This window comes from Amycolatopsis methanolica 239, from assembly GCF_000739085.1.
In the GTDB taxonomy this organism is placed as follows: Bacteria; Actinomycetota; Actinomycetes; order Mycobacteriales; family Pseudonocardiaceae; genus Amycolatopsis_E; species Amycolatopsis_E methanolica.
Window position 1 is genome coordinate 4766864 of the sequence record NZ_CP009110.1, and the last position, 12070, is coordinate 4778933.

At 68.3% G+C, this 12070-nt stretch carries 12 protein-coding genes; 8 read left to right on the forward strand and 4 right to left on the reverse strand.

Translation table 11 applies throughout. The annotated features are described in order from the left end of the window. Nucleotides 1–15 precede the first annotated feature (15 nt). Nucleotides 16–843, reverse strand: coding sequence for an IclR family transcriptional regulator (locus AMETH_RS23170; RefSeq protein WP_017983547.1), 828 nt, complete (start codon nucleotides 841–843; stop codon nucleotides 16–18). A gap of 210 nt (nucleotides 844–1053) precedes the next feature. Here AMETH_RS23170 and AMETH_RS23175 point away from each other — a divergent pair, with 210 nt between their 5' ends. Genes AMETH_RS23175 through AMETH_RS23210 form a run of 8 tightly spaced genes read left to right on the forward strand, consistent with a single transcriptional unit; the run spans nucleotide 1054 to nucleotide 8480 of the window. Further along, nucleotides 1054–2358, forward strand: a complete 1305-nt coding sequence (locus AMETH_RS23175; RefSeq protein ID WP_026153290.1) for an SLC13 family permease — start codon at nucleotides 1054–1056, stop codon at nucleotides 2356–2358. Between the two features lie 2 nt (nucleotides 2359–2360). Continuing rightward, entirely contained in the window at nucleotides 2361–3473 is a 1113-nt protein-coding gene (locus AMETH_RS23180) for a CoA transferase (protein WP_157628487.1), read from the forward strand. Continuing rightward, complete coding sequence (locus AMETH_RS23185; RefSeq protein ID WP_017983550.1) at nucleotides 3470–4690, forward strand: CaiB/BaiF CoA transferase family protein; 1221 nt, start codon at nucleotides 3470–3472, stop codon at nucleotides 4688–4690. The genes AMETH_RS23180 and AMETH_RS23185 overlap by 4 nt, the downstream gene beginning before the upstream one ends. A 2-nt stretch (nucleotides 4691–4692) precedes the next feature. Then, nucleotides 4693–5496 carry an enoyl-CoA hydratase/isomerase family protein gene (locus tag AMETH_RS23190; RefSeq protein ID WP_017983551.1) on the forward strand — a complete coding sequence of 268 codons (804 nt, stop codon included), beginning with the start codon at nucleotides 4693–4695 and terminating at the stop codon, nucleotides 5494–5496. 12 nt (nucleotides 5497–5508) lie between these two features. After that, a complete protein-coding gene (locus AMETH_RS23195; RefSeq protein ID WP_017983552.1) occupies nucleotides 5509–5922 on the forward strand; it encodes a Zn-ribbon domain-containing OB-fold protein in 414 nt (137 codons plus the stop codon). Further along, complete coding sequence (locus AMETH_RS23200) at nucleotides 5919–7061, forward strand: thiolase family protein (protein WP_017983553.1); 1143 nt, start codon at nucleotides 5919–5921, stop codon at nucleotides 7059–7061. Before AMETH_RS23195 ends, AMETH_RS23200 begins: the two co-directional genes overlap by 4 nt. A gap of 14 nt (nucleotides 7062–7075) precedes the next feature. Then, nucleotides 7076–7696: an SDR family oxidoreductase gene (locus AMETH_RS36020; RefSeq protein WP_017983554.1), complete on the forward strand. Its 621-nt coding sequence runs from the start codon at nucleotides 7076–7078 to the stop codon at nucleotides 7694–7696. A gap of 28 nt (nucleotides 7697–7724) precedes the next feature. Then, nucleotides 7725–8480 (forward strand): SDR family NAD(P)-dependent oxidoreductase, encoded by a 756-nt coding sequence (locus AMETH_RS23210; RefSeq protein WP_156131856.1) that lies wholly within the window; start codon nucleotides 7725–7727, stop codon nucleotides 8478–8480. A 442-nt stretch (nucleotides 8481–8922) separates the two neighbouring features. Here AMETH_RS23210 and AMETH_RS23215 read toward each other — a convergent pair whose 3' ends face one another. The 3 genes from AMETH_RS23215 to AMETH_RS23225 all read right to left on the reverse strand — a co-directional run bounded on the left by AMETH_RS23215 (nucleotide 8923) and on the right by AMETH_RS23225 (nucleotide 12031). Further along, nucleotides 8923–10161: a bifunctional 3,4-dihydroxy-2-butanone-4-phosphate synthase/GTP cyclohydrolase II gene (locus AMETH_RS23215; protein WP_017983556.1), complete on the reverse strand. Its 1239-nt coding sequence runs from the start codon at nucleotides 10159–10161 to the stop codon at nucleotides 8923–8925. Nucleotides 10162–10425: 264 nt separating this feature from the next. Then, entirely contained in the window at nucleotides 10426–10614 is a 189-nt protein-coding gene (locus AMETH_RS23220) for a tautomerase family protein (RefSeq protein ID WP_017983557.1), read from the reverse strand. Nucleotides 10615–10726: 112 nt separating this feature from the next. Further along, complete coding sequence (locus AMETH_RS23225) at nucleotides 10727–12031, reverse strand: metal-dependent hydrolase family protein (protein WP_026153291.1); 1305 nt, start codon at nucleotides 12029–12031, stop codon at nucleotides 10727–10729. Nucleotides 12032–12070 lie beyond the last annotated feature (39 nt).

Genomic DNA, 12070 nt, shown 5'->3' on the forward strand with positions numbered 1-12070 from the left:
ACGGTTACTGACCCCCTACGACGAACCGGGGGTGCTTCCGAGGCGTTCGCGTTCGAGCGCGAGCACGTCCGACGGCGACTTCGCCGCGATGACCTCCGCGGGCGCACCCAGCTGGGCCGAGATGGACGCACTGGTACGCGACATCGCGGCGAGGACCTCGGGCAGACGTTCCGGCGCGAGGCGGCCCCGAGGTGCGGAGACGTGGACCGCGGCGCCGACCGTGCCCGTCGCGTCGAAGACGGGCGTCGACAGGCCGATGATGCCTTCGACGCTCTCGCCGTCGCTGACGCTGTAGGCACGGGTGCGGATCGCGGCGAACTCCTGCCGCAGCACCTCCCGGTCGACGTGAGTGAACGGGGTGAATCGTTCAAGATCCGCGGAGCCGAGCACACGCTCTTCGAGGTCAGGGTTGTACGCGGTGATCAGCTTGCCGACGCTCGACCCGTGCAAGGGCCGGGCCCCGCCCAGCTTCATGACGACGGAGAGGGTCTGCCCGGCTTCATAACGGTCGGCGTAGGTGACGATGTTCCCGCTGCGAAGGGCGAGATAGGTGTTCTCGTTCAGCTCCTCGCAGAGATCGGTCAGGTAGGGGCGACTGACCTGGCGAAGGTCCACGGCATCGACGATCGAGAGCGCGAGGACCAGGGACCGAGGCCCCAGCAGGTAGGTGCGCTGGTCGGCCAGCCGCACAGCGCCGAGCTGGACCAGTGCGTGCATGAGGTCGTGGGCGCTGCTCATCGGGACTTCGAGGTCCTCGCAGATGCGTTTGAGCGCGGCACCCTCCTGGTGGTGCCCCAGGTACTCCAGGATCTTGAACGCCCGGTCCAGGCGGGCTGGGTTCATCGCGTCTCGCAGCCTCTCGTGTGTGCCTGCCGACGATCTTAGCGACAGCACTACTTCGAATCAGCGAAGTCAACTTCGCTAAATCGAACTAGAGGTCTTGCCTCCGCATCGGTTGTGCCGTTAACTTCGAGTTTGCGAAGTCTGCACCGCAAACGCGAATTGACTTCCGGCAGTCGCCCCGGTGTAGCGGCGTCACGGCAAGGAGTCTCAATGTCCCCCCACCTCGTCTCGATACTCGTGCTCGCGGTGATCTTCCTGATCGGCACGCTCCGGTCGATCAACCTCGGCGCGCTCGCGCTCGTCGCGACCTTCCTCGTCGGCACCTGGGTGTTCGGCGACAGCGCCAAGAACGTGCTCGGCGGCTTTCCGGCCGACATGTTCGTGATCCTGGTCGGTGTCACCTTCCTGTTCGCCATGGCCAAGAACAACGGCACGGTCGACTGGCTGGTGCAGTGGTCGGTCCGCGCCGTCCGTGGCAACGTCGCGGCCATTCCCTGGGTGATGTTCGCGCTCAGCGGCGCACTGGTGGCGCTCGGCGCGCTCAGTCCCGCCGCCGTCGCGATCATCACACCGATCTCCCTGGCGCTGGCCGTGCGCTACGGCATCAGTCCCCTGCTGATGGGCCTGATGGTCGTGCACGGATCCGCCGCGGGGAACTTCTCCCCGCTCGGTGTCCTCGGCGTGATCACCAACGGGATCGTCGACCGGAGCGGGATCCCCGCCAGCCCGGCCGTTCTCTTCCTCAGCAACGCGATCTTCAACCTGGTCCTGGCGGTCGTGGTGTTCTTCGTGTTTGGCGGCCTCCGCCTCCTCCGGGAAGCGCGTCGCGAGGCCAGGCCGACTGTCGATCCCGGCACCGGGGGCACCGATGGCGGCGGGGTTGCCGTCCGGACGAAGATCGCGACCTCGTTGATCACCCTGAACCGCGATCGTATCCTCACTGTGCTCGGTCTCCTCGTCCTCGTTGTCGGAGCGCTTGGCTTCGGCGTCGACATCGGCTTGCTGGCTCTGTCGGTCGCCGTGGTGCTGTCCCTGTTCGCGCCGGGCAGCGCCAAGGAGGCGCTCAACCAGGTCAGCTGGGGGGTTGTGCTCCTCATCTGCGGGATCATCACCTACGTTGGCCTGCTCGAGGACCACGGAACAGTCTCCTACCTCGGCGAGGGCATCGCGTCGGTGTCCGTGCCGGCCCTCGCGGCGCTCGTCATCTGCTTCATCGGCGCGATCGTGTCGGCCTTCGCGTCCACGACCGGCATCCTCGGCGCGCTCATCCCGCTCGCTGTGCCGCTGCTCGTTTCGGGACAGGTCGGCGCCATCGGGCTCGTCGCCGCGCTCTCGATCTCCGCGTCGGTCGTGGACACCAGCCCGTTCTCGACCAACGGCGCACTCGTCGTCGCCAACTCACCCGCCCAGGCGCAGCAGACGGTGTACCGCCGGCTCATGGTGTGGGGGTTCGGCCTGGTCCTCGTCGCGCCGGTCGTGACCTGGGCACTGCTCGTTCTGACCGGATGGTGGTGATCATGCACGAAGAAGACGTCGAGCGCGGTCCGCTCGACGGGGTCCGCGTCGTGGACCTCACGACGTCGCTGGGTGCTTACACGGGGCGGCTCCTCAGCGACCTGGGTGCCGATGTCGTTCGCGTGGACCTCGACGGTGATCGCCTCCCGCGCCCCGGCGTCTTCACCGAAGCCGGCAAGGCGCGCGTGACCGCTGGCCGCGCTGGCCTGGAAGACCTCCTCGGGACCGCGCAGATCCTGCTGACGAGTGAGGGACCGGCCGCGTTGCGAGCACGTGACCTGCACCCCGAGGACGTTGTGCGGCGGCATCTCGGGCTGGTGCACGTGTCGGTCAGCCCGTACGGCCTGACCGGCCCGTACGCCGACCGTCCGGCCAGTGATCTGACACTGCTGGCCGCCGGGGGCCTTCTTGCCCTGGCCGGTGATCCGGACCGGGAACCCGTCCGGCCGTGGGGCGAGCAGTCCACGGTCATCGCCGGTGCCCACGCCGCCGTCGCGGCGCTGCTCGCGCTGCTCACGTTGGAAGCCACCGGTCGCGGACAGGTTGTCGACCTCTCCGCTCAGGAAGCCGTGGCGCACTCGCTGGAGAACGCCGTGCAGTGCCTGGACCTCGAAGGCGTTCTGCGCAACCGCGCCGGTTCAGGGCCCCTGGAGGCGGGAACCGGCCTGTTTCGTTGTGCCGACGGATGGATCTACCTCGTCGGTGGTCTCGGCGGCCGCCCCCTCGCGTGGTCCGCGATCACGGAGTGGTTGCTGGACAACGGGATCACCGAAGCGGAGGCACTGCGCGACGAGCGCTGGGGGGAGCGTTCCTGGCGGCGCAGCCCCGACGCCGCCACCGAGTTCCGGTCAATGTTCGAACGCTTCGCAGTCCACCGGACGAAGGACGAGCTCTATGAGGACGGTCAGCGGCGCGGCATCAGCATCGCGCCGGTGGCCACGCCCGCGGACCTGCTGGCCAACCCACAGCTGACCGAGCGGGGCTTCTTCCGTGAGGTGACCGTGGACGGCCGCGACCTGGTCTTCCCCGGTCCGCCGTACCGGTTCGCCGGTTCGCGCGTCGGCCCACGGTCCACTCCGGACCGTTCCGGTACAGACGAAGGGATCACCGCATGACGACGGGACTACCGCTGGAAGGTGTCCGGGTCGCCGATTTCACCTGGGTCGGCGCCGGCCCGTTCCTCACCAAACCCCTGGCCGACCACGGCGCGGATGTCATCAAGATCGAGTCCCGCACCCGCACCGACCCGATCCGCTCCATGGCTCCGTTCCGGGATGGCCGGCCGGGCGTGGACCGCAGCGGGTACTTCGCGAACCGCAACTCCAGCAAGCGCTCCATCTGTCTCGACCTCAAGCACCCGGCCGGGCGGCGGATCGCTCTGGACCTTATCGTGCGTAGCGACGTCGTCGCGAACAACTTCACGCCGGGCACCATGAAGCGGCTGGGGCTGGACTACGAAACCGTGCGCGCGATCCGGCCCGACATCATCTACCTCGAGATGCCCATGCAGGGCACCGAGGGACCGTACCGCGACTTCCGCGGTTACGGGCTCACGATCGCCGCAGCCGGGGGGTTGCTCGGACTCTCCGGCTATCGCGACCGCCCACCGGTCGGCACCGGAACCAACTACCCGGACCACGTACCGAACCCGTTGCACGCCGCGGTCGCAGTGCTGGCGGCGCTGCGCAACAGGCGGCGCACCGGACGCGGTGAGTACATCGAGCTGGCACAGCTGGAATCCACGGTCAATGCGATCGGGCCCGCGATCGTGGCGGGAGCAGCCGGTGCACACCCCGAACGGAGCGGCAACGACGACCCGGTCGCGGCGCCCCACGGCGTGTACCCGTGCAGCGGCGACGACACCTGGTGTGCCATCGGCGTGTTCGACGACGCCCAGTGGCACGCACTGGTCGCCGTCCTGAATGCGCCACCGTGGGCCGCCCTCGGAGACCTCGCCCAGGCCCTGGACCGTCGTGAGCGGCGCCGCGAACTCGACGAGCTGATCGCCGCCGAGACGAAGGCGTGGGATGCTGACGACCTCGCCACGGCCCTCACGAGCGCGGGAGTGCCCGCGGCGCCCGTGCGCGACGCGGACGGGGTGCTCAACCATGACCCACAGCTCGCCGCGCGCGAGCACTGGGTGTGGCTCGACCACCCTGTGATGGGGCCGAGCGTCTACGACGGCATCCCCTACCGGATGTCGCGCACCTCGGGCCGGTTGCGCGCCCCGGCGCCGCTGCTCGGTGCGGACAGCCACGATGTGTGCACCCGACTGCTCGGCATGGACGACAAGACCTATTCCGAACTGGCCCGGGAAGGAGTCGTGGGCTGACCATGGCCATCGAAACCGAACGCCGGGAACGCATCCTGATCATCCGGATGGACCGGCCCGAGGCGCTGAACGCCCTGGATCCCGGCTCGATGCGTGATCTCAACGACCGGCTGCGGGAGTTCCGTGACGACCCCGAGCTGCTCGTGGCGATCCTGACCGGGACCGGCGAACGCGCGTTCTGCACGGGCGCGGACCTGAAGAAGACGCTTCCCCCGGACACGTCCTTCGCCGAGGCCTATTTCGACGCCTACGAGCGCAGTCTCGACGAAGGACTCTACGTCCGGGCCATGACCATCAGCGACCTGAAGATCAACAAGCCGCTCATCGCCGCGGTCAACGGCCACGCCCTCGGTGGCGGCACCGAGATCGCACTCGACTGCGACTTGCGCATCGCCAGTGAGAACGCCACGTTCGGTCTGCCGGAACCGCGGTGGGCAAGCGTGCCCGCGGTGGGTGGTGTCTCCAAACTGCTACGGGCCGTGCCCCGTGCGGTGGCGATGAAGATGATCCTGACCGGCGACCGCATCGATGCGGCCGAAGCGCATCGGGTCGGCCTGGTCAGCGAGGTCGTGCCGGCCGGCGAACTGCTCGAGCGCGCGTTGCAGGTCGCGAACCGGATCGCGGCCAACGGCCCGCTCGCGGTCAAGAGCATCAAGACCCTGGCTCTGCGCACCGACGATCTGCCGTTGAGCAGGTCGGTCGAGCTCGAGCAGCTGCTGTGGGGCCTGCTGCGCGACACCGATGACCGCGTCGAGGGCCGCACCGCGTTCGCCGAACGGCGCACCCCCGAATACCGAGGCCGCTGAGGAGAAACGGGAATGACAACGACAGAACACACCGGCCCCCGCATGGTCGGCGGCCAATGGATCCGCGACAACGATGACCGCACGGCTCTGAAGATCACCCGGTGCGCCCGCTGCGACAGCACCTGGTTCCCGCCACGCGACGTGTGTTCGTCCTGCGCCTCCACCGAGGTCGAGGACACCCTCAGCGCCACCCAAGGTGTTGCCTACGCCTCTACGGTGGTGCGCATCGGCCCGCCGGCCTTCCAGCCCCCGTACGTGCTGGCCTATGTCGACGTGAGCGGCGTACGGGTCCTGGCGCATGTGGACGCGGACGAGGCACTCGCACCCGGGACACCCGTAGCGCTGAGGGTCGGCCCGATCGGAACCGACTCCGACGGCGAATTCTCGTCTTACCTCGTTGCCGAAACCCAGGGAGGTGCCCGATGAGGCCGGTTTTCGTGGCAGGGGCCGCCGTTCACCCGTTCGGCAAGTACCGCGAGCTCAGCGCGGCGGAACTCGGCTACCGGGCGGTGCGCGATCTGGTCGCGCAGACGGGTGTGCCACCCGAGCGGATCGACATCGGCTTCGGCGGCTCGGTCTACGGCGGTTCGCTGCTGGCGCAGCGCGTCCTGCAGCGCGTCGGGGTGTCCGGTCAACCGGTGTACACCGTGGAGAACGCCTGCGCCAGCGGTGCTTCCGCCGTGCATCTCGGCTGGCAGGCGGTGGCTGCCGGGACCGCCGACGCCGCCATCGTGTTCGGCGCGGAGAACCTGTCGGCCTTCGGCGGCGGCACCTTGCCGCTGACCACCGCCGACATCGAGATCGACCAGGGCATGGTCATGCCGGCGGCTTATGCCATGCGTGCCCAGCGGTATATCCACGACTTCGGCGCCACCGCCGATGACCTGACCCGGGTGTCGATGAAGAACCGGCGCAACGGGGCGGCGAACCCGCGGGCCCACTTTCAGAAGGAGGTCACGGCCGAGGACGTGGCCCAGTCCCGCCCGGTCGCCGATCCGCTGCACCTGCTGCACTGCTGCCCGAACAGCGACGGCGCCGCGGCCGCACTGCTGTGCTCGAAGGAGGTTGCCCAGGAGTTGAGCACCCCGGCGGTTCGAATGCGAGCCAGCGCGGTGCGGTCCGGGCGGTTCCACACGTCCTACCGCGACATGACATGGCCCGACATCACCGAGCGCACTGCGCGGGCCGCCTATGACATGGCCGGTCTCGGTCCGGCCGATCTCGACCTGGTCGAGCTGCATGACGCGTTCAGCATCGCGGAGCTGCTGCACTCCGAGGCACTTGGCCTCGCCGACCGCGGACAGGCGGCGAAGGCCGTGGCTGCCGGGGAGTTCGACCGCAACGGCCGGGTGGCGGTAAGCCCCAGCGGTGGCCTGCTGTCCCGCGGACACCCCGTCGGGGCGTCCGGTACCACCCAGATCTGTGAGGCGTACTGGCAGCTGACCGGGCAGGCCGGCGAGCTCCAGGTGCCGGGCGCCGAGGTCGCGCTGACCCACGTCACCGGCGGCGGCATCTTCGGCGTAGATAACGGCGCCTGCGCGGTGCACATCCTGACCACGGCCTGACCGGGAGGACCACGATGATCGACACACCGAGGAACCGGCCGGTCGCCCTGGTCGCCGGGCCGGACACGGCGGTGCGAACGGCGATCACGGCCCGGCTGGAGTCGTCCGGGTGGGAGATCAGCGCCGGCCTGGCGGACAAGCCGGTCACCGGGCTGGTCCATGTACCCGATCTGTTCACCTCGGACCGGCCAGTGCGACAGAGAGCCGTCGTCGACGAGTTCTTCGAGGCGGTCGAGCAGGTCCGTCCCCGGTTGCGAGCTCGTGTGGACGGTGGCGCGAGGATCGTCGCCGTGACTTGCCGCGACGGCCTGGGCTGGCCAGACCGGCCGCACATCGCCGCGGCGTCCGGTGCGCTCGTCTCCGCCACGCGCAGCCTCGCCCTCCAGCTGGGGCAGGCCGGCATCACCGTCAACGCGGTGTCGGCCCTGCCACCGGAAGGCAGTCCGCTCCGTGAGGGGGGCGACCCGGTGGGCACGCACCTGCGGGAACCCGCGGCTCTCACACCGGAACCGGTCACGATGGAGGACATCGCCCGCACGGTCGGATTCTTCCTCGACGACCGGAGCGGATACATCACCGGCCAGGTCCTGCACTGCTGCGGTGGCGCGAGCCTGCTCTCCAGTCTGTCCGTCTGAAGTGGACCCGATGAAGGAGGACACCACCATGAGCCTTGACGGTCAGGTCGCTGTTGTCACCGGCGCCGCGAGCGGAATCGGGTTCGCGATCGCCGAAGAGTTCGTCTCAGCCGGCGCCAAGGTCGTCATCGCCGACATCGCGAAGGACCGTGCCGAAGAGGCCGCCACCTGTATCTCCCACGCTGGTGGCACCGCGGTGGGGATCCAGGTCGACGTCGCCGACCGGGCGAAGGTGGAAGCCCTCTTCCACGAGACCGAGGCGACGCTGGGACCGGTGGACATCCTGGTGAACAACGCCGGCATCAGCATCGACCGGGGCGTGCGCCGGATCTCCGACGAGGAGTGGCAGCGCACGATCGCCATCAACCAGACTGGCGTGTTCCTCTGCTCGCAGGCCGCCGCGATCAGCATGGTCGCCCGGCGCACCGGGCGAATCATCAACATCGCTTCGCGCGCCTGGCTCGGTTGGTTCGGGCAGCTCGCCTACTCCTCGTCCAAAGGAGCGGTGGTCTCGGCGACCCGGTCGCTGGCGATCGAGCTGGCGAAGTACGGCATCACCGTGAACTGCCTGGCCCCGGGGCTGATCGACACCCCCCTGCTGCAGGCGGAGCCGCCCGAGGTGATGGAACGCCTGCTCCAGGCTCAGCCCATGGGAACGCTGGGCGATCCGCGGGACGTCGCCTGGGCCGCCCGGTTCTTCGCGGAACCCATGTGTCGGTCGATCACTGGTCAGGTGCTCTACGTCTGCGGTGGCAAGAGCTTGTACGCGCAGCCCGCCCGCTAGGTCTAAAACTGACAGAGGTTGTTGACAGTCTGGGCTCCTGATCTAGGAAGGGAGCTCATGGCTGAGCGAGTGTGGAGTGAGAAGGACCTGGTCAGGCGCGCGAACCGGCGTCTGGCTGCTGTGCTTCGTCATGCTGAGGAGGTCAGCGGCAATGTGGCCGCGACGTGCCGCTACTACGGCATCAGCCGCAACATGGTCCAGAAGACACCGCAGACCGGCGGCTCATACCGGTCAACCCGATCCAGCCCCGGCGGCGGCACACCCGCAGATCGGTGCGCAGCGCGACGTCAACGGGCAGAGCCACCGTGGATCACCCCATCGACACCGGAGGGAACATGATCAACCCCCCAGGCCAAGGATGAAGTGAACACGCTCCACCTGGTTCCTAGTGCCGTTGCAGTATTGAGCCCAGGGCGGAGGCACCGGCGACGCAGCCCTCCGGTCACTGGGCGATTCTGCCATCGTCGAGGAGCAGCTTCGGGTCGTGCCCCACCCGATCCCGCTTGACCCCCAGATAACGGATGTTCTCGGGGGCCGCCCGCACCGGCAGCGGCACCTGACTGCGCACCGTCAGTCCGTAGGCTTCGAGCCCCACGCGTGTGGCGAGATTGTTGGTCAGCAGGCGAACAGAACGGATCCCGAGGTCGCTGAGAATCTGTGCCCCGGTGCCGTAGTCTCGGGAGTCCGCGGGCAGGCCGAGCTCCAGATCGGCGTCGGCGGTGTCCGCGCCCAGCTCCTGCAGCTGGTAGGCCCGCAGCTTGTGCAGCAGCCCTCTCCCCCGTCCCTCATGGCCCCGCATGTACAGCACGACACCTCGGCCCTCCCGCGCCACGGCCGACAGGGCGGCATCCAGGTGGGGAGCGCAGTCGCAGCGCAACGACCGGAAGACGTCACCGGTGAGGCACTCGGAATGCACGCGGACAAGTACGTCCTCACCATCGGACAAGTCGCCGCAGACGAATGCGATATGCGCACGCTCGTCGTGGAGGGACGAATAGCCGATCGCGGTGAACTGTCCCGCCATCAAAGGGATACGGGCCGAGGCAACGCGTTCGACCAGCTTCTCGACGCGCCACCGATAGGCGATCAACTCGGCGATCGAGATCATCCTCAGGTCGTGTTCTTCCGCGAAGCGCCGCAGCTCTGGGCCGCGGGCCATCTCAACCGGGTTGTCCTCACTGGTGATCTCGCACAGCACGGCTACGGGGGCGAGACCCGCGAGCACCGCCAGGTCGACGGCCGCCTCGGTGTGCCCCGCCCGGCGCAACACCCCGCCGCGTCTGGCGCGCAACGGGACGACGTGACCGGGCCGGCTGAAGTCGTCGCTGCTGGACGCCGGATCAGCCAGGCTGCGAATAGTTCGCGCACGGTCGCTCGCCGAGATCCCAGTCGAAATCCCGTGCTTCGCGTCGACCGTGACCGCGTAGGCCGTCCCCCGCGGATCCTCGTTGGTGTGGACCATCGGCGGCAGGTCGAGACGGTCCGCATCCTCCTCCGTCAGCGACACGCAAATGTATCCGGATGTGTGGCGGACGGTGAAAGCGACCAGCTCGGCGGTGGCGAACTGGGCGGCGAAGACCAGGTCGCCCTCGTTCTCGCGATCTTCATCGTCGACCACGATCACCGGTCGCCCGGCGGCGAAATCGGCTATGGCCGCCTCGACCGCGCCCGTTCCGTGCACGGCGTTCTCCTTCAGTCAGTCGGCATCAGCGGGACAGCGAGTCATCAGCCGCGACGCTCCTGAAAGCAATGCGGCCCAGGACGGGGCCGCTTACGGCGTCAAGGACATTCACATCACCAGCTCACGAAACGTGCTTCCGTGGAAGACAAGAGCGAGACACCGTCGAAGCTCTCGGACGTGCCCACAGGGCTCGGTGCCGGCCGACGTGCATGTCGTCGGCCGGCACCCGTCGCCGGCCCCTCTGTCAGCGGGGTCGCTGCTCGGTCACCCCAGCAACTTGCCGCGGTAGCCCCAGTGCGAGGGCTCGATACCGTGGAGGACGACGGCTGTGTCGTTCGCCGCGTCCTCCCCGAGGACGGAGCCGACTGCCTGCGTCAGCGCCTCGACCATCTTCGCGCTGAACGTCTCGTCGTCGAAACGACTCTTGAAGAACGATGCTTCGATGTGAGCCATTGCTCTCTTTCTCCTTCTTTCGTGGTTACAACGCGCCAGGTCGTCCGTGCCGGGCTGGCCGGCACCTCCGTCTCGCGGGCACCGTTGTCGGTGAGTTGTGGTGGTCGTCCGGTCAGGAACCCTCGGCCAGGGTCGGGTGCTCCGGTTCCTGGAGGTCGAGCGCCTCCGACACGGCTCGCAGATACCCGCTGAGCTCGCGCCCGGCGCGCACGACGTGCCTGATGTTGGAGGGCCGGGACAGCCGACCGATGTCGGTGAGCACGTTTCCCTCGACTACGACGACATCGCCCACGGCGCCGGTCCGCAGGGAGCCAAGATCCGGGCGGTCCAGCAGCGACGCCGCGTTCGTCGTCGCGGTGGTGATCGCTTCGTCCGCGGACATGCCGTGGCGGACGTACAGCTCGAGCTCGCGAGCGTGCGCGCCGAACGGGCACAGCGTGCCCGAGGAGTCGGTGCCCATCACCACGTTGACGCCGGCCTCGCGTGCCAGGCTGAACGCCTGCAGCGTGCGGTCGTGTGCTTCGCTGAGGTCCGCCACCCCTTGAGCGGTCAGACCTCGGAGCGTCCCCTCCCGTTGACACCAGTCGTTGAAGGACATGGTGGGGACGAGGAAGGTCCCGCGCTCGGCCATCTCGATCGCCATCTCCTCGTCGAGATACGAACCGTGCTCGATGGAGTCGACACCTGCCGCGAGGCTGCGCCGGATGCCTTCGGCCGACAGTGCGTGCGCTGCGACCCGTAGGTCGAGCTCGTGAGCAGTCTCGACGATGGTGGCCAGCTCAGCGATGCTGTAGTTGGGCCAGCTCGGCTGTTCGCCCTTCGACATCCCACCGCTGGCCATCACCTTGATGAAGTCCGCACCAGCACGGGCCTGGAGGCGCACGAGCTTGCGGCACTCCTCGATGCCATCTGCCGTGTCCCACCGTTCCCGTGGTGTGTACGGAGGGTAGAACAGATCGCCGTGACCGTTGGTCATGGTGATCCACCACGGAGCGACCACCAGACGAGGTCCGGCCGCCAAGCCCGCATCGATGAAATCGCGAAGCTCGGTCTCTCCTGCGCCGCGGTGTCCCATCACCCGCAGCGTCGTGAATCCGGCGGCGAGCGCCCGATGGGCGTTGCGCAGGCCGTGCAACAGCTTGGCCCGCTTGCTCACCTGTCCGCGGAAGACATCGCTCGCAATCACGTTGTGGTAATCGGAGTTGGTCGTCAGGTGGACGTGGGCATCGATCAGGCCGGGCAGGACAGTGCAACCCGCAGCGTCGAGCCGGGGAGTCCCGGGGGGGACCCTGCCCTCTTTCCGCGGCCCTGCGTAGGCCACCGTGCCCGCTTGGATGTGAACGAGTCCATCACTGTGATGCTGCCCCGGTCCCGTCCACACCAAGCCGCCTTCGATGGCGATGTCGCCGGGAGTCATCACGACGCCGGGAAGCGCGCTGGATCTGACATTACTATC

Excerpts from the sequence above, each read along its gene's own strand:
- AMETH_RS23195 (WP_017983552.1), top strand. The coding sequence starts at position 5,509 with ATGACAACGACAGAACACACCGGCCCCCGCATGGTCGGCGGCCAATGG.
- AMETH_RS23200 (WP_017983553.1), top strand. The coding sequence starts at position 5,919 with ATGAGGCCGGTTTTCGTGGCAGGGGCCGCCGTTCACCCGTTCGGCAAG.
- AMETH_RS23210 (WP_156131856.1), top strand. The coding sequence starts at position 7,725 with ATGAGCCTTGACGGTCAGGTCGCTGTTGTCACCGGCGCCGCGAGCGGA.
- AMETH_RS23225 (WP_026153291.1), bottom strand. The coding sequence starts at position 12,031 with ATGACTCCCGGCGACATCGCCATCGAAGGCGGCTTGGTGTGGACGGGA.
- AMETH_RS23185 (WP_017983550.1), top strand. The coding sequence starts at position 3,470 with ATGACGACGGGACTACCGCTGGAAGGTGTCCGGGTCGCCGATTTCACC.
- AMETH_RS23220 (WP_017983557.1), bottom strand. The coding sequence starts at position 10,614 with ATGGCTCACATCGAAGCATCGTTCTTCAAGAGTCGTTTCGACGACGAG.
- AMETH_RS36020 (WP_017983554.1), top strand. The coding sequence starts at position 7,076 with ATGATCGACACACCGAGGAACCGGCCGGTCGCCCTGGTCGCCGGGCCG.
- AMETH_RS23190 (WP_017983551.1), top strand. The coding sequence starts at position 4,693 with ATGGCCATCGAAACCGAACGCCGGGAACGCATCCTGATCATCCGGATG.
- AMETH_RS23175 (WP_026153290.1), top strand. The coding sequence starts at position 1,054 with ATGTCCCCCCACCTCGTCTCGATACTCGTGCTCGCGGTGATCTTCCTG.
- AMETH_RS23170 (WP_017983547.1), bottom strand. The coding sequence starts at position 843 with ATGAACCCAGCCCGCCTGGACCGGGCGTTCAAGATCCTGGAGTACCTG.
- AMETH_RS23180 (WP_157628487.1), top strand. The coding sequence starts at position 2,361 with ATGCACGAAGAAGACGTCGAGCGCGGTCCGCTCGACGGGGTCCGCGTC.